Source organism: Enterobacter cloacae complex sp. OE43NF, assembly GCF_023544405.1.
Classification (GTDB): domain Bacteria; phylum Pseudomonadota; class Gammaproteobacteria; order Enterobacterales; family Enterobacteriaceae; genus Enterobacter; species Enterobacter cloacae.
On record NZ_JAMJFW010000016.1, the window covers coordinates 42903 to 63384 of the forward strand.

Genomic DNA, 20482 nt, shown 5'->3' on the forward strand with positions numbered 1-20482 from the left:
ACATGTATACGAAGATTATTGGTACCGGCAGCTATCTGCCAACACAAGTGCGAACCAACGCCGATCTGGAAAAAATGGTAGATACGTCTGACGAGTGGATTGTCACGCGCACAGGTATCCGTGAACGTCGTATCGCCGCGCCAGACGAAACCGTGTCCACCATGGGTTATGAAGCCGCACAGCGTGCTATCGAGATGGCGGGCATCGATAAAGATCAGATTGGTTTGATCGTGGTTGCCACAACATCGGCCACGCATGCTTTCCCAAGCGCAGCGTGCCAGGTGCAGAATATGCTCGGTATTAAAGGCTGCCCGGCGTTTGACGTTGCCGCAGCCTGCGCAGGTTTCACCTATGCATTGAGCGTTGCCGATCAGTATGTAAAATCCGGCGCGGTGAAGTATGCGCTGGTGATCGGTGCTGACGTGCTGGCGCGTACCTGCGATCCAACCGATCGCGGAACGATCATTATTTTTGGTGATGGTGCGGGTGCCGTACTGCTGGGTCAGTCTGAAGAGCCGGGCATCATCTCCACGCATCTGCATGCTGACGGTAGCTATGGCGAACTGTTAACGCTGCCTAATGCCGACCGTGTGAATCCGGACAGCTCTATCTATCTGACCATGGCAGGTAACGAAGTGTTTAAGGTCGCGGTGACGGAACTGGCCCACATTGTTGATGAAACGCTGGAGGCGAATGGCCTTGAGCGCACCGCACTCGACTGGCTGGTGCCGCATCAGGCGAACCTGCGTATTATCAGTGCAACCGCGAAAAAGCTGGGCATGTCGATGGATAACGTTGTGGTGACGCTCGATCGCCACGGCAATACCTCTGCGGCGTCAGTACCGTGCGCCTTTGATGAAGCGGTACGTGACGGACGAATCAAACGGGGCCAGTTGGTCTTGCTTGAAGCCTTCGGTGGCGGGTTCACCTGGGGTTCCGCGCTGGTTCGTTTCTAGGATAAGGATTAAAAGATGACGCAATTTGCTTTTGTGTTTCCGGGTCAGGGCTCTCAAACCGTTGGGATGTTGTCTGAAATGGCAGCAAACTATCCGGTAATCGAAGAGACTTTCCGTGAAGCTTCCGATGCGCTGGGTTATGATTTATGGGCGCTGACCCAACAGGGTCCGGCCGAAGAGCTGAACAAAACCTGGCAGACTCAGCCAGCACTGCTGACCGCTTCCGTTGCGCTGTGGCGCGTCTGGCAGCAGAAGGGCGGTAAAGCGCCAGCCCTGCTCGCGGGCCATAGCCTGGGTGAATACTCTGCACTGGTCTGTGCCGGTGTGATCGCCTTTGCTGACGCAGTACGCCTGGTAGAACTGCGTGGTAAATTCATGCAGGAAGCGGTGCCAGAAGGCACGGGCGGCATGTCTGCTATTATCGGTCTCGACGATGCTTCCATCGCAAAAGCGTGTGAAGAATCAGCAGAAGGTCAGGTGGTTTCACCGGTTAACTTCAACTCGCCAGGCCAGGTGGTTATCGCCGGTCATAAAGAAGCGGTTGAACGTGCAGGTGCAGCCTGTAAAGCCGCGGGCGCGAAGCGTGCGCTGCCGCTGCCAGTGAGTGTTCCGTCCCACTGTGCGCTGATGAAACCTGCTGCTGACAAGTTGGCGGTTGAGCTGGAAAAAATTACCTTTAACGCACCGACGATTTCCGTTGTGAACAACGTCGATGTGAAATGTGAAACCACGCCGGAGGCTATCCGTGATGCGCTGGTTCGCCAGCTTTATAGCCCGGTACAGTGGACCAAAACCGTTGAGTTTATGGCCTCTCAGGGCGTTGAGCACCTGTACGAAGTCGGCCCAGGGAAAGTCCTGACTGGTCTGACAAAACGTATTGTTGACACCCTGACTGCCTCGGCGATTAACGAGCCGGAAGCCATTGAAGCGGCACTCTCGCAATAAAAGAGGAATACCATGAGTTTTGAAGGAAAAATTGCCCTGGTCACTGGCGCAAGCCGCGGTATCGGGCGTGCAATTGCTGAAACACTGGCCGCGCGCGGCGCGAAAGTGATTGGTACAGCAACCAGCGAGAATGGCGCGAAGGCCATCAGCGACTATCTGGGTGCGAACGGTAAAGGTCTGGTACTGAATGTGACCGAACCTGCATCTATCGAATCTGTTCTGGAAAATATTCGCGCAGAGTTTGGCGAAGTGGATATTCTGGTCAATAATGCCGGGATCACTCGCGATAACCTGTTGATGCGAATGAAAGACGACGAGTGGAACGATATTATCGAAACCAACCTGTCATCTGTATTCCGTCTGTCAAAAGCGGTAATGCGCGCTATGATGAAAAAGCGTCATGGTCGTATTATCACTGTCGGTTCTGTGGTTGGTACCATGGGAAATGCTGGTCAGGCTAACTACGCTGCGGCGAAAGCAGGTCTGATTGGTTTCAGTAAGTCGCTGGCGCGTGAAGTCGCGTCCCGCGGGATTACTGTAAACGTTGTTGCTCCGGGCTTTATTGAAACGGACATGACGCGTGCGCTGACTGATGAGCAGCGTGCGGGTACGCTGGCAGCTGTTCCTGCGGGCCGCTTAGGCGACCCTAAAGAAATTGCCAGCGCGGTTGCATTTTTAGCCTCTGACGAAGCGGGTTACATCACTGGTGAAACCCTCCATGTCAACGGCGGGATGTATATGGTTTAATCACGATCGAAAATATTTGCGTTATTGGGGGGATTGGCCTCAAAATAACGTAAAATCGTGGTAAGACCTGCCGGGATTTAGTTGCAAATTTTTCAACATTTTATACACTACGAAAACCATCGCGAAAGCGAGTTTTGATAGGAAATTTAAGAGTATGAGCACTATCGAAGAACGCGTTAAGAAAATTATCGGCGAACAGCTGGGCGTTAAGCAGGAAGAAGTTGTGAACTCCGCTTCCTTCGTTGAAGACCTGGGCGCAGATTCTCTTGACACCGTTGAGCTGGTAATGGCTCTGGAAGAAGAGTTTGATACTGAGATTCCGGACGAAGAAGCTGAGAAGATCACCACCGTTCAGGCTGCCATTGATTACATCAACGGCCACCAGGCGTAAGTGAACATCTCCAGGCGGTCATTCGACCGCCTGAGTTTTATCTTTTTTAGTCCCACGAATCTCTTTTTTTATCCCTCCCTGGAGGACAAACGTGTCTAAGCGTCGTGTAGTTGTGACCGGACTTGGCATGTTGTCTCCTGTCGGCAATACCGTAGAGTCCACCTGGAAAGCTCTCCTTGCCGGTCAGAGCGGCATCAGCCTAATCGACCATTTCGATACTAGCGCCTATGCAACGAAATTTGCTGGCTTAGTAAAGGATTTTAACTGTGAAGAGATCATCTCGCGCAAAGAACAGCGCAAGATGGATGCCTTCATTCAATATGGAATTGTCGCTGGCGTTCAGGCCATGCAGGATTCTGGCCTTGAAATTACGGAAGAGAACGCAACCCGTATCGGTGCCGCTATTGGCTCCGGGATTGGCGGTCTTGGTCTGATCGAGGAAAACCATTCATCTCTCATGAATGGCGGACCGCGTAAAATCAGCCCGTTCTTCGTTCCGTCCACGATTGTTAATATGGTGGCGGGTCACCTGACCATCATGTTCGGTCTGCGTGGGCCAAGCATTTCTATCGCGACCGCATGTACCTCTGGCGTGCATAACATCGGCCAGGCCGCGCGTATGATTGCGTACGGCGATGCAGATGCTATGGTGGCGGGCGGTGCTGAAAAAGCCAGTACCCCGCTTGGCGTGGGTGGCTTTGGTGCTGCGCGCGCGCTGTCTACCCGCAACGATAATCCTCAGGCGGCAAGCCGTCCGTGGGACAAAGACCGTGACGGTTTCGTGCTGGGCGATGGTGCAGGTATGCTCGTTCTGGAAGAGTACGAACATGCGAAAAAACGTGGCGCGAAAATTTATGCTGAAGTCGTTGGCTTTGGTATGAGCAGCGATGCCTATCACATGACGTCACCGCCAGAAAATGGTGCGGGCGCCGCGCTGGCCATGGAAAACGCGATTCGCGATGCGGGTATTACCCCAGCGCAAATCGGCTACGTTAACGCACACGGTACCTCTACCCCTGCGGGCGATAAAGCAGAAGCTCAGGCTGTTAAGTCTATCTTCGGTGAATCTGCCAGCCGCGTACTGGTCAGTTCCACAAAATCCATGACCGGTCACCTGTTGGGTGCGGCGGGGGCAGTAGAGTCTATTTACTCTATTCTTGCGCTGCGCGACCAGGCTGTTCCGCCAACCATCAACCTGGATAACCCGGATGAAGGTTGCGATCTGGACTTCGTTCCTCACGAAGCGCGCCAGGTGAGTGGAATGGAGTACACCCTGTGTAACTCCTTCGGCTTTGGCGGTACTAACGGTTCTCTGATCTTCAAAAAGATCTGAGTCTGCGTACCCTATGGCTGTGAAAAAAGGTCCGCTTGTCGGGCCTTTTTTATTCAGGCTAATCTTCTTGTCGGCTGCACGACATCCTGCCAGACTAAACGCCCACGCATAAGGAGCCACCATGTTTTTAATCAATGGCCTTGAGCAAGAATCTCTGCCTGCAAGCGACAGGGCGACTCAGTTTGGTGATGGCTGCTTTACCACGGCGCGCATTGCGGATGGCGACGTGTGTCTGCTGGATGCGCATATACGTCGTCTGCAAACGGCCTGCAAAACGTTACTGATCCCCTTTACGCAATGGGACACGTTGCGCCAGGAAATGCGCCAGCTTGCGTCCGGAAAGCCCAGTGGGGTACTCAAGGTCATTATCAGCCGCGGCAGCGGTGGACGGGGTTATAGCGGTGCCAGTTGCCAACATCCCACCCGGATGCTGTCGGTTTCTGCGTATCCTGCCCAGTATACGCGCTGGCGTGAAGAGGGCGTTACCCTGATGCTCAGCCCGGTACGTCTGGGAAGAAACCCCATGCTTGCCGGGATAAAACATCTCAATCGTCTTGAGCAGGTGCTAATCCGTACTCATCTTGAGCAGACGGCAGCCGATGAAGCGCTGGTTCTTGACAGCGAAGGGTTCATTACGGAATGCTGTGCGGCTAATTTATTCTGGCGGCAGTGCAACACTGTTTTCACGCCTTCGCTGGAACAGGCGGGAGTCAACGGTATTATGCGTCAGTTTTGTTTGCAGCAGCTGGCACGCTCTGACTTTCACGTTGTCGAAGTTAACGCACGCGAAGAGGCGTTGCAGGCAGCAGATGAAATCGTTATTTGCAACGCGCTGATGCCGGTTATACCTGTCCGCGCTTATGGTCAAATTTGCTTGCCATCGCGCGAGCTGTTCTCTTTTTTAGCCCCGATATGTGAGCAAACCAGATAGTCATGAAGAAAATGTTGCGCTTTGTCCTCCTTCTAATCGTTGCGCTGGGTATCGCTGGCGGCGCGGGAATGTGGAAAGTTCGCCAGCTGGCGGACAGTAAGATCCTGATTAAGGACGAAACGATCTTTACCCTGAAAGCGGGAACCGGGCGACTGGCGCTCGGTGAACAGCTTTATGGCGATAAAATCATTAATCGTCCACGCGTGTTCCAGTGGTTATTGCGTGTGGAACCTGAGCTGTCTCATTTTAAAGCTGGCACCTATCGTTTCACGCCCGGGATGACCGTCAGAGAGATGCTGCAGTTGCTGGAAAGCGGCAAAGAAGCACAGTTCCCGCTGCGGTTTGTTGAAGGGATGCGCCTAAGCGATTACCTCAAACAGCTGCGTGATGCGCCGTATATTAAACACACGCTAAAAGATGACAGTTACCAGACGGTTGCCGCGGTACTTGAATTTGAACATCCCGAGTGGGTTGAAGGCTGGTTCTGGCCGGACACCTGGATGTATACAGCCGGAACAACCGATGTGGCGATCCTGAAGCGTGCGCACAAAAAAATGGTCGCGGCGGTGGAATCTGCGTGGGAAGGGCGCGCCGATGGCCTGCCGTATAAAGATCAAAACCAGTTTGTCACCATGGCCTCAATTATTGAGAAAGAGACCGCGGTGGCTTCAGAGCGCGACCAGGTGGCGTCGGTCTTTATCAACCGACTGCGCATTGGCATGCGCCTGCAAACTGACCCTACCGTGATCTACGGAATGGGTGAGAGCTACAGCGGCAAGATTTCACGAAAAGATCTGGAGACGCCGACGGCGTATAATACCTACGTTATTAGCGGCCTGCCGCCAGGCCCGATTGCCACGCCGAGCGAAGCCTCGCTTAAGGCGGCCGCGCATCCGGCAAAAACACCGTATCTCTACTTTGTGGCTGATGGAAAAGGGGGGCATACCTTTAACACCAACCTTGCCAGCCATAATCGCTCCGTTCAGGATTATCTGAAGGCACTTAAGGAAAAAAATGCGCAGTAAATACATTGTCATTGAGGGACTCGAAGGAGCCGGTAAAACCACAGCCCGCAACGTGGTAATCGAAACGCTGAAAACGCTCGGCGTTGCGGACATGGTGTTTACCCGTGAACCCGGCGGTACGCAGCTGGCTGAAAAGCTGCGCAGCCTGGTGCTGGATATCAAATCCGTGGGCGATGAAGTTATCACTGACAAAGCCGAAGTGCTGATGTTCTATGCCGCTCGCGTGCAGCTGGTAGAGACGGTCATCAAACCGGCTCTGGCCGCTGGCAAGTGGGTCATTGGCGACCGTCACGATCTGTCGACTCAGGCGTATCAGGGCGGGGGACGCGGAATTGACCAGACAATGCTGGCAACGTTGCGTGATGCAGTATTAGGGGATTTCCGCCCCGATCTGACGCTGTATCTGGATGTAACGCCGGAAGTGGGCCTGAAGCGCGCGCGCGCGCGCGGCGAGCTGGATCGCATTGAGCAAGAGTCGCTCGACTTCTTTAATCGCACCCGCGCGCGTTATCTTGAACTCGCCAGTCAGGACAGTTCCATTCGCACCATTGATGCGACGCAGTCCCTGGAAGAGGTGACCCGTTCCATTGAGGAAACTGTCAAAAATTGGCTACAGGAGCAACAGGCATGAAATGGTACCCATGGTTGCGCCCGCACTTTGAACAGCTGATCGCCAGCTATCAGGCCGGACGGGGGCATCATGCGTTACTGATTCAGGCATTGCCGGGCATGGGTGAAGATGCATTGATCTACGCCATCACCCGTTTTCTGATGTGCCAGCAGCCAGAAGGTCACAAAAGCTGCGGTAAATGCCGCGGCTGCCAGCTGATGCAGGCGGGCACACATCCTGACTATTACACGCTGGAGCCTGAGAAGGGCAAAAGTGCGCTCGGTATCGATGCCGTGCGTGAAGTCAGTGAAAAATTATACGAGCACGCACGACTGGGTGGCGCAAAAGTCGTCTGGCTGAAAGACGCGGCGTTGCTTACCGAGGCGGCGGCAAACGCGCTGCTTAAAACGCTGGAGGAGCCACCGGAAAAAACGTGGTTCTTCCTGTCATGCCGCGATCCGGGTCGATTACTGGCGACGTTACGCAGTCGGTGTCGGCTTCATCACCTTGCGACTCCCCAGGAATCGTGGGCGCTGAGCTGGCTGGAGCGTGAGGTGACAACGTCACAGGATAGCGCGTTGTCCGCATTGCGCCTCAGCAGCGGCGCACCTGCCGCGGCGCTGGCTCTGCTGCAGGCGGACGTCTGGTCGCAACGAGAAGCGCTTTGCCGCGCCGTTGCCTCTGCGCTGGAGAGCGGTGACTGGTTGAGCGTACTGCCTGCACTTAACAGCGATCAGGCTGCCGAGCGTCTGCACTGGCTGGCTGCCTTACTTCTGGATGCCCTCAAGATCCAGCAGGGGGCCACGCTGCTGACCAATGCCGATGTCTGGCCACTGGTAAACACGCTGGCGAATCGTCTGCCAGGCGCCACGCTGCGTGCGATCCTGCACGATACTTGCCAGAGCCGTGAACAACTTTTAACGGTAACCGGTCTTAATCGCGAGCTTGTACTGACCGACCAGTTATTGCGTATCGAACATTACCTGCAACCAGGCGTCACTCCGCCTGTTTCCCATCTCTGAGAGAGACATTATGTTTTTAGTCGACTCACACTGCCATCTCGATGGCCTGGATTATCAATCCCTGCATAAAGACGTGGACGACGTGCTGGCAAAAGCCGCCGCCCGCGATGTGAAATTTTGCCTTGCGGTGGCTACCACGCTGCCGGGCTATCGCACCATGCGTGAGCTGGTGGGCGTTCGCCCTAATGTTGTTTTTTCCTGTGGCGTGCATCCGCTCAATCAGGATGACGCATACGACGTTGAGGAGTTACGTCGTCTGGCGGCCGAAGAGGGCGTGGTAGCGATGGGGGAAACCGGGCTGGACTATTACTACACGCCGGAGACCATGGCGCGTCAGCAGGAGTCCTTCCGCCATCACATTCGCATTGGCCGTGAGCTTAACAAACCGGTTATCGTTCATACCCGCGATGCCCGCGCCGATACCCTGGCGATCCTCAGGGAAGAAAACGTGACGGATTGCGGTGGCGTACTACACTGTTTCACAGAAGACAGAGAAACGGCGGGAAAACTGCTTGATTTAGGGTTTTATATCTCGTTTTCCGGGATCGTGACGTTCCGTAACGCTGAGCAGCTTCGCGATGCTGCGCGTTATGTTCCGCTCGATCGTATTCTGGTGGAAACAGACTCTCCTTATCTGGCTCCGGTACCGCATCGCGGTAAAGAAAACCAGCCAGCAATGACGAGAGACGTGGCTGAATACATGGCCGTTCTGAAGGGCGTCAGTATCGAAGAGCTGGCCCGCGTCACGACGGAAAACTTCTCTACACTGTTCCATATTGACCCCGCCCGCCTGCAATCTGTTTGATACACCTGTTTTTTTTAGGCTCGTAATTAATAGTTAAAACGAGTAAAGTTCACCGCCTCATTTGGGGCGGTGATGGTGTTTTTAGACACATCCAGAAATGCTTTTTGTAAATAACTGAAAGTTTTTCGACCGTCTTAAGCTGAAACGTGATAGCCGTCAAACAAACTCAGAGGGAATTATTTTACTCTGTGTAATAAATAAAGGGCGCTTAGATGTCCTGTCCACGGCACGGTACTCCCCCCGGGCCAATGCGTGAAAGCGTAAAAAAAGCACAAATACTCAGGAGCACTCTCAATTATGTTTAAGAATGCATTTGCTAACCTGCAAAAGGTCGGTAAATCGCTGATGCTGCCAGTATCCGTACTGCCTATCGCAGGTATCCTGCTGGGTGTCGGTTCTGCAAACTTCAGCTGGCTGCCAGCCGTAGTGTCCCACGTAATGGCCGAAGCAGGCGGTTCTGTCTTTGCTAACATGCCGCTGATCTTCGCTATCGGTGTTGCTCTGGGCTTCACCAATAACGACGGCGTTTCTGCGCTGGCTTCTGTGGTTGCCTACGGCATCATGGTGAAAACCATGGCTGTGGTTGCACCGCTGGTTCTGCATTTACCTGCTGAAGAGATCGCAGCGAAACACCTGGCGGATACCGGTGTTCTGGGCGGTATCATCTCCGGTGCGATTGCAGCGTATATGTTTAACCGCTTCTATCGCATCAAGCTGCCTGAGTATCTGGGCTTCTTCGCGGGCAAGCGTTTCGTTCCGATCATCTCTGGTCTGGCAGCGATTTTCACGGGTGTGATCCTGTCCTTCATCTGGCCACCAATCGGTACGGCAATCCAGACCTTCTCTCAGTGGGCTGCTTATCAGAACCCGGTTGTGGCGTTTGGTATCTACGGCTTCATCGAGCGTTGCCTGGTGCCATTTGGTCTGCACCACATCTGGAACGTTCCATTCCAGATGCAGATTGGTGAATTCACCAACGCAGCAGGTCAGGTGTTCCACGGTGATATCCCACGTTACATGGCGGGTGACCCAACTGCAGGTAAACTGTCTGGTGGCTTCCTGTTCAAAATGTATGGTCTGCCAGCCGCGGCAATTGCAATCTGGCACTCTGCTAAACCAGAGAACCGTGCAAAAGTGGGCGGTATCATGATCTCCGCAGCGCTGACCTCGTTCCTGACCGGTATCACCGAGCCGATCGAGTTCTCCTTCATGTTCGTTGCGCCGATCCTGTACGTTATCCACGCGATTCTGGCGGGTCTGGCGTTCCCAATCTGTATCCTGCTGGGTATGCGTGACGGTACGTCCTTCTCACACGGCCTGATCGACTTCATCGTTCTGTCCGGTAACAGCAGCAAACTGTGGCTGTTCCCAATCGTGGGTGCGTGCTACGCCGTTGTTTACTACACCATCTTCCGCGTGCTGATCAAAGCACTGGACCTGAAAACGCCAGGTCGTGAAGATGCAACAGAAGACAGCAAAGCAGGCGCGACCAGCGAAATGGCTCCGGCACTGGTTGCAGCATTCGGCGGTAAAGAGAACATCACTAACCTGGACGCGTGTATCACTCGTCTGCGTGTGAGCGTTGCCGATGTTGCGAAAGTAGACCAGCCGGGTCTGAAAAAACTGGGCGCAGCGGGTGTGGTTGTTGCAGGTTCTGGTGTTCAGGCAATCTTCGGTACCAAATCCGATAACCTGAAAACCGAAATGGATGAATACATCCGCAACAGCTAAGCTGTGACCTGGGGAGACTAAGGCAGCCGAATGGCTGCCTTTTTTATGCCTGCAGTTTTGTTATGCCGGGTAGCGGCTGAACACTCAGAAGTCGTAGCTCGCGCTTACAGAGACGTTCAGCGGCGCGCCATATACCACATAAGAGCCGACGTAGTCGTAATACTCTTTGTCGAACAGGTTGTTGATGTTAGCCTGGACAGCAAAATCTTTAGTCACCTGATACCGGCTGAACAGGTTAACCAGCGCGTAGCTGCCTTGTTCTGCCCGTGATCGGCCTGCCGGGCCGCCATCTACATCGTTCCAGACTTTATTCTGCCAGTTCACCCCGCCGCCCACTGCCAGTGCAGGTAGCATGGGCAGTTGATAACGGGTAAAGAGCTTCATTGTGGTACGAGGCTGATCGGAACTTACCGCGTTGCCGCGCTTGTCTTCAGCAATGTAGCGGGTTGCGCCGAAGGTCAGCTGCCAGTTATCGGTCAGGGCGCCGTTTAGCTCGAATTCGATCCCTTTACTGACGACCCCATCCAGAGATTCATAAATTGACTCGCCGCTGGGCATGTAGGTGTAGGTATTATTCGCCACATTATCCTGCTCAATGCGGAAGAGGGCGAGCGAGGTGGTCAGGCGCGTACTAAACCAGTCTGCTTTCACCCCGGCTTCATAGCTTTTCCCCGTTGTCGGGTCCAGGTAGCGGCCGCTGGCGTCACGTTTGTCCTGAGGCTGGAAGATGGAGGTATAGCTGACGTAGGTTGACCAGTCTTCATTGATATCGTAAACAAGGCCCGCATATGGCGTTACATCATCCTTACTGCTTTCCAGGCGGGTGTCCGGGGAGCCCGCCGGGTTATAGCGAATGTTGTAATGGGTATAACGCGCACCGAGGATCAGAGATAGCGGATCGGCAAGCGAGAAGCGGGCTGAGGTATAGGCTGAAGACTGGCGGATATCATCCTGACTGTAAAGCTTCCAGGGGGTCCACTGCGGATCGGCGATATTCCCGTTCCAGTTTTTGAAGTTACCCACGTCAACCATGCCGTACAGCGCGTCCGGCATGGTATTGTCATAGTGGTTACGCTGGCGGCTGAAGCTACCGCCAAACATCATCTCATGCTGGCGACCGAAAAGATCGAAACCGCCGCGCAGGAAGGCATCCACCGCATCCTGCTTACGTTCACCGCGGTTCCAGCCGCCATATCCGACCATACCCGCACCGGTCTCTTTATCCGGGTAGCCGGACATATACATCAGTTTGCTGTCGAAGTTGGTGTCGGCATGCATGCCGTTGATGTGGGCTTCCCAGCCGTTGTCGAAGCGTTGGGTGAGGTTGGCGAAAATACGGGTGTTGTCTTTATCTGAATAAGCCCAGTCTGGTGCAACGGTCTGGCTGCGGTTGTAATGGGTTTTGCTGCCATCGCTGTACCAGGTTGGCAGGCCGCCCCAGGTTGGGTTATCGGTATCGCTTTCCTGATATTCATAGCCCACAGACAGGGTGGTGCTGTCAGTCACGTCCGCATCGACCACGCCATAGAGGAACTTTTTGCGGTAGTGGTAGTTATCAACAAAACTGTCGTTGTCCTGATAACCCGTAATAAGACGACCGCGCACGTTACCCGACTCTACCAGAGGAGCCTGCAGATCCAGCACGTAGCGTTGTTTGTCCCAGCTACCGTAACTGGCGGAGACATTGCCTTTAAATTCATTGCTGTCTGCATGCTTACGTACCATGTTGACGTAGGCGGCGGGATTTCCCGTGCCGGACATCAGGCCGGTTGCGCCGCGTACCACTTCAATACGATCGTAAATGGCGGTATCGGCGGCGGTGTCGCCAAAGTTCCATACTTCGCTGATGGAGGTTGGCAGATCATCATACGCATAGTTACTGACAAAGAAGCCGCGCGAGTAAAATACCGTCCGGTCGCTGTCCTGTACCTGCGCGGTGACGCCGGTGGTGTTAGTTAACACCTGGCCGAGGGATTGCAGATTCTGATCTGCCATACGCTGCTGGCTAATGACGCTGACGGACTGCGGAATATCGCGGGGAACCAGTAACAGTTTCGTCCCCGTGGTGGTGGTCTTAACGCTGTAGTCCGTATCCTGACTGCTGGACGGGTCCTGTGCGTTATCAAAACCGCCCTCGACAACCACGGTATCTTCGGTCGCTGAGGCGGCGAAACTGACGGCTGGCATCAATGCCATAGCAATACAGGCAGCCAGCAACGAAGGCGTGGCGGCTGGCTGCGGTTGCCCATCCCTGGTGTGATAAATGAAAGACATCATCAAACCCTTACTGAATGGTGAAAGGTGAGTGCGACAGTCCCGTGAGAACGGGCTGACGTCGTTTTCTATGTTAAAAATGCGCATGAAAATGCAAATGCGAAATATACGCATTGTGATTAGCACTGTAAACAGATGTGTCAAAAGGAAATGAAATTATGTTTCAGGTGGTGAAGCGTCGAGAGCGGTTACTCTTAAGTCAGCTGAAACGCTTTCAGGAAAGAAATCCGGGGAGAAGGTTGAAAGGACAGGAGAAAGTCGCTCATACTCTTCCATTGTGCCACACACTCATGCAGAGATTGTGTTAATAGCGGACGCACCACGCCAGATTAAACTACAAAGGAACAGGTCATGGCTGAAGAAACCATTTTCAGTAAAATTATCCGCCGCGAAATCCCTTCGGATATCGTTTATCAGGATGAGCTGGTGACGGCTTTCAGAGATATTTCTCCTCAGGCTCCGACTCATATCCTTATCATTCCAAATATTCTGATTCCCACCGTCAATGACGTAAAAGCCGAGCATGAAGTGGCGTTAGGCCGTATGCTGACGGTAGCCGCGAAAATCGCCGAGCAGGAGGGGATTGCTGAAGACGGTTACCGTTTGATCATGAACTGTAATCGCCATGGTGGTCAGGAAGTTTATCATATTCATATGCATCTTCTGGGTGGGCGTCCTCTGGGACCGATGCTGTCACATAAAGGTCTTTGACATGTTAAAAGGGCGTATTGCAGCGCTGGCAATGACATTGGTAATGGTGGGGTGCAGCACGCGCCCGGCCATTCCCGTCAGTGATGAACAGACGCTGGTGATGGAGTCATCGGTACTTGCCGCGGGCATCACCGCAGAACAACCTACGTTGACCATCAGTGAAATTAAATCTTCTGCGTCCTCAACGCTCTTTAACGAAAGACACGAACCGGTGACGGTGCACTACCGTTTCTTCTGGTATGACGTACGGGGTCTTGAAATGCACCCGCTGGAAGCGCCGCGCAGCGTGACCATTCCGGCAGGATCGTCGGTAACGCTCTATGGTAGCGCCAACTATCTGGGTGCGCATAAGGTGAGACTTTATCTTTATCTGTAAGAGGTGAACCTTGATTAAAAATATGAGCCGTTATGCGCTCGTGACAGCTTTTGCACTGTTCCTTGCAGGATGTGTGACGCGAACCGAACAGCCTGCGCCGGTGGACGAGGCAAAACCGGGTACGGAGCAGCCGACACAGCCAACGCAACCGCAGCCAACCGTGCCGTCTGTACCGACGATCCCGTCGCAGCCTGGCCCGATTGAACATCCGGACCAGACCTCCCAGCCAACGCCGCGCGTGCGTCATTATGACTGGAACGGTGCGATGCAGCCGATGGTGGGCAAAATGCTGCAGGCGCAGGGCGTGACGGCAGGCAGCGTACTGCTGGTGGATAGCGTTAATAACCGGACTAACGGTTCACTCAATGCCGGGGAAGCGACAGAAACCCTGCGCAATGCACTGGCCAATAACGGTAAATTTACGCTGGTTTCCGCACAGCAGCTGGCAGTAGCCAAACAGCAGCTTGGTCTGTCGCCACAGGACAGCCTCGGTACGCGCAGTAAGGCGATGGGGATTGCCCGTAACGTTGGTGCGCAGTATGTGCTGTACTCTAATGCCACCGGTAACGTGAATACGCCAGCCCTGCAGATGCAGCTGATGCTGGTCCAGACAGGCGAGATTATCTGGTCAGGTAAAGGTGCGGTTACGCAACTCTGACTGCACGCGTGAAGCGATCCTCACGCGTTATTTTCCGCAGTATCGTCTTATCGCGCCGCAGGCCCAGTCCGGGCTTGGCGGCGCGAGTTGCATTCTGGAACAGGGCGAGCAGCGTCTGGTGTTGCGCCATCACCACGATCCCTTAGCCCCCGTTTCCCATTTTCGCCGTCAGTTTCGTGCCCTGAAGCGTCTACCGGCGGATCTCGTGCCAGCCCCGCGCTTTTTCAGACAGGGCTGGATGGCGGTAGAGTATCTGGCAGGGGAGATCCGGCATACGCTGCCCGACAGCGCTACGCTTGCGACGACGCTCTGTCAGTTGCACCATCAGCCGTGTCTGGGGTGGCGAGTCACGCTGCTCCCTTTGCTGGAACAATACTGGCAGCGCGCCTCACCGGACAGACGTACCCCACGGTGGCTTGCGCAGCTTAAACGGTTACGCACTGCGGGAGAGCCTCAGCCGCTTCGGCTGTCGCCATTGCACATGGATGTTCATGCCGGAAATATTGTGCATACGTCCACCGGCATCAGGCTTATCGACTGGGAGTATGCCGGTGATGGGGATGTGGCACTGGAGCTGGCGGCCGTCTGGGTGGAAGATGATACAGCGCGCCAAAGACTGATCGGCGATTACGCCCGCATTGCGCATCTGGACGCGGGACAGCTGGCGCGTCAGGTCAGACGCTGGCGACCCTGGGTCGTCATGCTGATGGCGGGCTGGTTTGAAATGCGTTTTCAGCAGTCCGGCGAGAAACAATTTATGGCGCTGGCAGATGATGCCTGGCGTCAGTTACACATTAAAGGATAAGAGAGGTTGCTGTGGGTCCAGTCATGTTGGATGTAGAAGGGTTTGAACTGGATGCGGAGGAGCGTGAAATTCTGGCGCACCCGCTGGTGGGGGGGCTCATCCTGTTTACCCGCAACTATCACGATCCGGCGCAGTTGCGTGAGCTGGTTCGCCAGATCCGCGCGGCGTCGCGTAATCATCTGGTCGTGGCCGTCGATCAGGAAGGCGGGCGCGTGCAGCGTTTCCGTGAGGGCTTCACCCGTCTGCCCGCGGCCCAGTCTTTCGCGGCGCTGCTCGGCACCGAAGAGGGCGGGAATCTGGCCCAGGAGGCCGGCTGGCTGATGGCCAGCGAGATGATTGCCATGGATATCGACATCAGTTTTGCCCCGGTGCTGGACGTAGGGCATATCAGTGCGGCAATTGGCGAGCGCTCTTACCATAGCGATCCCCGTATTGCGCTGGAGATGGCCACCCGCTTTATCGACGGCATGCACGATGCAGGAATGAAAACCACCGGTAAACACTTCCCGGGGCACGGCGCCGTGACGGCGGATTCGCATAAAGAGACTCCGCGTGATCCGCGCCCGGAGGCGGAAATTCGTGCCAAAGATATGTCGGTGTTCCGCTCGCTGATTAGCGATAACAAGCTGGATGCCATTATGCCTGCGCATGTGATTTACAGTGACGTCGACCCGCGCCCGGCGAGCGGTTCTCCGCACTGGTTAAAAACCGTGCTGCGTCAGGAACTCGGTTTCAACGGCGTGATCTTCTCCGACGATTTGTCGATGGAAGGGGCGGCGATCATGGGCAGCTACGCGGAGCGTGGGCAGGCGTCGCTCGACGCAGGTTGCGATATGATCCTCGTCTGCAATAATCGTAAAGGCGCAGTCAGCGTGCTGGATAACCTGTCGCCGATCAATGCAGAGCGTGTTACACATTTGTATCATAAAGGTTCATTTAGCCGTCAGGAGCTGATGGATTCGGCACGCTGGAAAGCGGTTAACGCCCGGCTTGAAGCACTGAATGAGCGCTGGCAGGCACATAAAGCCAGCCTGTAAATCCTCCCGGAAGGCGTAGCGTGGTGAGAAGACGATGATCATCTATTTACACGGTTTTGACTCAAACAGTCCTGGTAATCATGAGAAGGTACTGCAACTGCAGTTTATCGATCCGGATGTACGGCTGATCAGCTACAGCACGCGCCATCCGAAACATGACATGCAGCATCTGCTCAAAGAAGTGGATAAGATGCTGCAGCTCAACATCGACGATCGCCCGCTGATTTGCGGGGTGGGGCTGGGTGGCTACTGGGCGGAGCGGATTGGATTCCTGTGCGATATTCGCCAGGTGGTATTCAATCCTAACCTGTTCCCGAACGAGAACATGGAAGGCAAGATTGACCGTCCAGAAGAGTATGTCGATATTGCCACCAAGTGCGTCAGCAATTTCCGTGAAAAGAACCGCGACCGCTGTCTGGTGATCCTTTCGCGTAATGATGAGGCGCTTAACAGCCACCGTGCGGCTGAGCTGTTGCATCACTACTATGAAATTGTCTGGGACGAAGAACAGACCCACAAGTTCAAGAATATCTCCCCGCATCTGCAGCGCATCAAAGCCTTCAAAACACTGGGCTAAGATACTGCATAAGATCTCCCTGGCCCGGCCGCCAAAGCGTGCCGGGCTTTCTTTTTCTGCAGAATTGTCTACTTTTAAGCCACCAAAACTTGATGCACATCAATTTTGGTATGACCAATGCGCCTGACGTGGTATTCTCAATGCACTTGAATGGTTTCAGTGCTGTAACTTGTTGTTAATTAAGGATTATTTTTATAACTTTTAATTAACAATTGGTTAATAATTTGAGGGGGTCACGTTGACTACGCCATTGAAAAAGATAGTGATTGTAGGCGGTGGTGCTGGCGGGCTGGAGCTGGCGACACAGTTGGGTAAAAAGCTGGGTCGCGGCAAAAAAGCCAAAATCACGCTGGTGGATCGTAACCACAGCCACCTGTGGAAACCGTTGCTGCACGAAGTGGCGACCGGTTCACTGGATGAGGGCGTGGACGCGCTGAGCTATCTGGCGCACGCACGTAACCACCATTTCCAGTTCCAGCTGGGTTCCGTGGTGGATATCAACCGTGAGAGCAAAACCATTACCCTGGCCGAGCTGCGTGACGAAAAAGGGGAGTTGCTGGTCCCGGAGCGCAAGCTTGCCTATGACACACTGGTCATGGCGCTGGGCAGTACCTCCAACGATTTCAACACCCCGGGTGTGAAAGAGCACTGCATTTTCCTGGATAACCCGCACCAGGCGCGTCGTTTCCATCAGGAAATGTTGAACCTGTTCCTGAAGTACACCAATAACATGGGTGCGAATGGCAAGGTGAATATCGCCATTGTAGGCGGTGGCGCAACGGGCGTTGAACTCTCCGCTGAGCTGCACAATGCGGTAAAACAGCTGCACAGCTACGGGTATAAAGGATTAACCAATGAAGCGCTGAACGTAACGCTGGTTGAGGCAGGTGAGCGTATTCTGCCTGCGCTGCCTCCGCGTATTTCTGGCGCGGCGCATAACGAACTGACCAAACTGGGCGTACGTGTTCTCACCCAGACGATGGTGACCAGCGCAGACGAAGGTGGCCTGCACACCAAAGATGGCGAGTACATCAAAGCGGATCTGATGGTCTGGGCGGCGGGTATCAAAGCACCTGATTTCATGAAAGACATTGGCGGGCTGGAAACCAACCGGATTAATCAGCTGGTGACCGAGCCGACGCTGCAAACCACGCGCGATCCAGAGATTTTCGCGATTGGTGACTGTGCGTCATGCGCGCGTCCAGAAGGCGGTTTCGTGCCTCCTCGCGCCCAGGCAGCGCATCAGATGGCAAGCCTGGTGCTGCACAATATTCTGGCACAGCGCAAAGGCAAGCCAATGAAGGCCTACGTCTACAAAGACCACGGCTCTCTGGTTTCGCTGTCGAACTTCTCTACCGTAGGCAGCCTGATGGGGAACCTGATGCGCGGCTCAATGATGGTAGAAGGGCGCATCGCACGCTTTGTCTATATCTCCCTGTACCGTATGCACCAGATTGCGCTGCACGGCTACTTCAAAACCGGGCTGATGATGCTGGTAGGGCGAATCAACCGCGTGATCCGTCCACGTCTGAAGCTGCACTAATTTTTCTCTCCCTCCGGGCCCTCCGGAGGGATTTTTTAGCATATCATGCTACTCATCACAGATTGAGTGCTTAAGAGTTCTCCTAAACGCCCTGTCTCTCTCCTGAAAGCTATTTTTTTGAGCCTTTGTCTTATTGGCGAAGCGTAGCCTGCATTGCAAAATTGTTACCAATAGCAACAAAGGAGGAAGTCCCGTGAATAAATCAATGTTGGCGGGTATAGGGATTGGCGTCGCTGCTGCGTTAGGTGTGGCTGCCGTTGCCAGTCTCAACGTACTGAATCGCGGCCCACAGTATGCGCAGGTGGTTACTGCAACCCCGATTAAAGAAACAGTTAAAACGCCTCGTCAGGAGTGCCGTAACGTCTCTGTCACCCATCGTCGTCCGGTTCAGGATGAAAACCGTATTGCCGGCTCGGTGCTGGGCGCGGTGGCAGGCGGGGTGATTGGTCACCAGTTTGGTGGCGGCCGTGGTAAAGATGTGGCGACCGTGGTCGGTGCGCTGGGTGGCGGCTATGCCGGTAACCAGGTGCAGGGCGCAATGCAGGATAACGATACGTACACCACGACACAGCAGCGCTGTAAAACCGTCTATGACAAGTCGGAAAAAATGCTGGGTTATGACGTGACGTACAAAATTGGTGACCAGCAGGGCAAAATCCGTATGGACAGAGACCCTGGCACACAGATTCCGCTGGATGGAAATGGCCAGCTGGTACTGAATAACAAAGCGTAAAAAAAGATGTTCTCTGAACTTAGCTCCTCAAGCGCTCAGGCTGAGGAGCTTTTTTTTAGCCCTGTATTTTAAGCAGTTCAGGCCACAGTCGCAGGGTGGTCTCGGTGATATGCTGCAGTTTTTCCAGCGTCGCCCCTTCTCGGGCGCTAATCGACATCCCCTGTAAAATACAGCTCAGGTATTGTGCTAATTCCTGAGGGCGGCAATGCGCCGGAATTTCACCACGCTGCTGGCGCTGGGCCAGGAAGGTGCTGAGCGTCTCCTCCTGCATGGCATGACGCGATTTCACCGTGTTGGCGATCTCTTTCGAGGAGGCCGCAAGCGTCGCGGAGGTGTTAATCATAAAACAGCCCGCGGGCGTCTCTTTGCTGGTGAAGCAGGTGGCGATGGCGGTGAAATAGTCATGCAGTGCCTGCTCAACCGTTTTCTCTTCACAAAATAGCTGTGCTTCGTATCGCGATGCGAAGCGAGAGATGTATCGGTCCAGTACCGCCCTGAACAACCCCTCTTTATTCGTGAATTCCGCATACAGCGTCGGCGCTTTGGCTCCGGTGGCTTCTACCAGATCGGAAAGCGAAGTCGCTTCATACCCATGTTGCCAGAAGAGAGTCATGGCCTTATCAAGCGCTGCATCCCTGTCGAACACTTTTGGTCGGCCACGGCTTTTCTTCGCACAACTCGTGACATCGGTTGTCATTTGCCGTTGGTCCTCTGTTGGTTTGTTGAATAACCATTATAAAAATAAACGCATTTCACCACCAGTGCTGTTTTCTGAAAAATAAATTAATCATATGGGTATGAAAAACAACGGAATTAAAATTAATTTAATGGTCGTTATAAAAACATGTTGACGTGTGAGCTGGATCACATCTATCATTTACCTATCGATCGTTAACTAAATAGCTAGCGACCTCAAAATTCATCTGCCAAAGGTAAAAATCATGAAAAACGTAAAAACCCTCATCGCCGCTGCTGTTCTTAGCTCACTCTCTTTCGCAAGCTTTGCTGCTGTGGAAGTCCAGTCAACGCCTGCTGACCAGCATAAAGTAGGGACCATCTTTGCCAGCGCCGGGACTAACCTGGGTTCACTGGAAGACCAGCTGGCGCAAAAAGCGGATGAGATGGGTGCGAAATCGTTCCGCATTACCTCTGTAACCGGTCCTAACACCCTTCACGGTACCGCTGTTATTTACAAATAAGCCTGGCTAAACCCTCATTTATGCCACTGCTAAAAAAACGCCCTGCATGTGCAGGGCGTTTTTGCGTTTGGGT

The 20482-nt window shown here is 54.0% G+C and carries 22 protein-coding genes; 20 read left to right on the top strand and 2 right to left on the bottom strand.

The window, feature by feature from the left end; all coding sequences use genetic code 11:
- Positions 1-2: 2 nt before the first annotated feature.
- From M8370_RS09855 to ptsG, 11 genes are all read left to right on the top strand, one after another.
- Complete coding sequence (locus tag M8370_RS09855; protein WP_013097122.1) at positions 3-956, top strand: beta-ketoacyl-ACP synthase III; 954 nt, start codon at positions 3-5, stop codon at positions 954-956.
- Between the two features lie 15 nt (positions 957-971).
- Positions 972-1901: an ACP S-malonyltransferase gene (gene fabD, locus M8370_RS09860; RefSeq protein WP_014831447.1), complete on the top strand. Its 930-nt coding sequence runs from the start codon at positions 972-974 to the stop codon at positions 1899-1901.
- A 12-nt stretch (positions 1902-1913) separates the two neighbouring features.
- On the top strand, positions 1914-2648 hold the full coding sequence (gene fabG, locus M8370_RS09865) for a 3-oxoacyl-ACP reductase FabG (protein ID WP_013097120.1): 735 nt from the start codon (positions 1914-1916) through the stop codon (positions 2646-2648).
- Positions 2649-2802: 154 nt separating this feature from the next.
- Positions 2803-3039: an acyl carrier protein gene (acpP, locus tag M8370_RS09870; RefSeq protein ID WP_003857954.1), complete on the top strand. Its 237-nt coding sequence runs from the start codon at positions 2803-2805 to the stop codon at positions 3037-3039.
- 91 nt (positions 3040-3130) lie between these two features.
- The gene (gene fabF, locus M8370_RS09875) at positions 3131-4372 is read left to right on the top strand and encodes a beta-ketoacyl-ACP synthase II (RefSeq protein ID WP_028028098.1); all 1242 of its coding nucleotides are present in this window, start codon (positions 3131-3133) and stop codon (positions 4370-4372) included.
- 121 nt (positions 4373-4493) lie between these two features.
- The gene (gene pabC, locus M8370_RS09880) at positions 4494-5303 is read left to right on the top strand and encodes an aminodeoxychorismate lyase (RefSeq protein WP_250020853.1); all 810 of its coding nucleotides are present in this window, start codon (positions 4494-4496) and stop codon (positions 5301-5303) included.
- A gap of 2 nt (positions 5304-5305) precedes the next feature.
- Positions 5306-6328 carry a cell division protein YceG gene (yceG, locus tag M8370_RS09885; RefSeq protein WP_023621898.1) on the top strand — a complete coding sequence of 341 codons (1023 nt, stop codon included), beginning with the start codon at positions 5306-5308 and terminating at the stop codon, positions 6326-6328.
- Positions 6318-6959: a dTMP kinase gene (gene tmk, locus M8370_RS09890; protein WP_062934271.1), complete on the top strand. Its 642-nt coding sequence runs from the start codon at positions 6318-6320 to the stop codon at positions 6957-6959. Before yceG ends, tmk begins: the two co-directional genes overlap by 11 nt.
- The gene (gene holB / locus M8370_RS09895; protein WP_250020855.1) at positions 6956-7960 is read left to right on the top strand and encodes a DNA polymerase III subunit delta'; all 1005 of its coding nucleotides are present in this window, start codon (positions 6956-6958) and stop codon (positions 7958-7960) included. The genes tmk and holB overlap by 4 nt, the downstream gene beginning before the upstream one ends.
- Positions 7961-7970: 10 nt before the next feature.
- Complete coding sequence (locus M8370_RS09900; RefSeq protein WP_248067576.1) at positions 7971-8765, top strand: metal-dependent hydrolase; 795 nt, start codon at positions 7971-7973, stop codon at positions 8763-8765.
- 297 nt (positions 8766-9062) lie between these two features.
- Positions 9063-10496, top strand: coding sequence for a PTS glucose transporter subunit IIBC (ptsG, locus tag M8370_RS09905; RefSeq protein WP_013097113.1), 1434 nt, complete (start codon positions 9063-9065; stop codon positions 10494-10496).
- Between the two features lie 84 nt (positions 10497-10580).
- Here ptsG and fhuE read toward each other — a convergent pair whose 3' ends face one another.
- Positions 10581-12770: a ferric-rhodotorulic acid/ferric-coprogen receptor FhuE gene (gene fhuE, locus M8370_RS09910; RefSeq protein ID WP_095427224.1), complete on the bottom strand. Its 2190-nt coding sequence runs from the start codon at positions 12768-12770 to the stop codon at positions 10581-10583.
- Positions 12771-13121: 351 nt separating this feature from the next.
- Between fhuE and hinT the strand changes: the two genes are divergently transcribed.
- From hinT to M8370_RS09950, 8 genes are all read left to right on the top strand, one after another.
- A complete protein-coding gene (hinT, locus tag M8370_RS09915) occupies positions 13122-13481 on the top strand; it encodes a purine nucleoside phosphoramidase (protein ID WP_013097111.1) in 360 nt (119 codons plus the stop codon).
- Between the two features lies 1 nt (position 13482).
- A complete protein-coding gene (locus M8370_RS09920) occupies positions 13483-13857 on the top strand; it encodes a YcfL family putative periplasmic lipoprotein (RefSeq protein WP_023621894.1) in 375 nt (124 codons plus the stop codon).
- A gap of 13 nt (positions 13858-13870) precedes the next feature.
- The gene (gene lpoB, locus M8370_RS09925) at positions 13871-14515 is read left to right on the top strand and encodes a penicillin-binding protein activator LpoB (protein WP_104668931.1); all 645 of its coding nucleotides are present in this window, start codon (positions 13871-13873) and stop codon (positions 14513-14515) included.
- Positions 14496-15320: a thiamine kinase gene (thiK, locus tag M8370_RS09930; protein ID WP_250020856.1), complete on the top strand. Its 825-nt coding sequence runs from the start codon at positions 14496-14498 to the stop codon at positions 15318-15320. The genes lpoB and thiK overlap by 20 nt, the downstream gene beginning before the upstream one ends.
- Positions 15321-15331: 11 nt before the next feature.
- On the top strand, positions 15332-16357 hold the full coding sequence (gene nagZ, locus M8370_RS09935; protein ID WP_044158668.1) for a beta-N-acetylhexosaminidase: 1026 nt from the start codon (positions 15332-15334) through the stop codon (positions 16355-16357).
- A gap of 34 nt (positions 16358-16391) precedes the next feature.
- Positions 16392-16934, top strand: coding sequence for an alpha/beta hydrolase YcfP (ycfP, locus tag M8370_RS09940; protein ID WP_013097106.1), 543 nt, complete (start codon positions 16392-16394; stop codon positions 16932-16934).
- Between the two features lie 238 nt (positions 16935-17172).
- Positions 17173-18477: an NAD(P)/FAD-dependent oxidoreductase gene (locus M8370_RS09945; protein WP_013097105.1), complete on the top strand. Its 1305-nt coding sequence runs from the start codon at positions 17173-17175 to the stop codon at positions 18475-18477.
- A gap of 193 nt (positions 18478-18670) precedes the next feature.
- Positions 18671-19210: a glycine zipper 2TM domain-containing protein gene (locus tag M8370_RS09950; protein ID WP_250020857.1), complete on the top strand. Its 540-nt coding sequence runs from the start codon at positions 18671-18673 to the stop codon at positions 19208-19210.
- Positions 19211-19265: 55 nt separating this feature from the next.
- On the opposite strand, the gene M8370_RS09955 is transcribed toward M8370_RS09950, so the two are convergent.
- Positions 19266-19907 (bottom strand): TetR/AcrR family transcriptional regulator, encoded by a 642-nt coding sequence (locus tag M8370_RS09955; protein ID WP_013097103.1) that lies wholly within the window; start codon positions 19905-19907, stop codon positions 19266-19268.
- Between the two features lie 244 nt (positions 19908-20151).
- Here M8370_RS09955 and bhsA point away from each other — a divergent pair, with 244 nt between their 5' ends.
- A complete protein-coding gene (gene bhsA, locus M8370_RS09960) occupies positions 20152-20409 on the top strand; it encodes a multiple stress resistance protein BhsA (protein ID WP_250020861.1) in 258 nt (85 codons plus the stop codon).
- Positions 20410-20482: the final 73 nt, after the last annotated feature.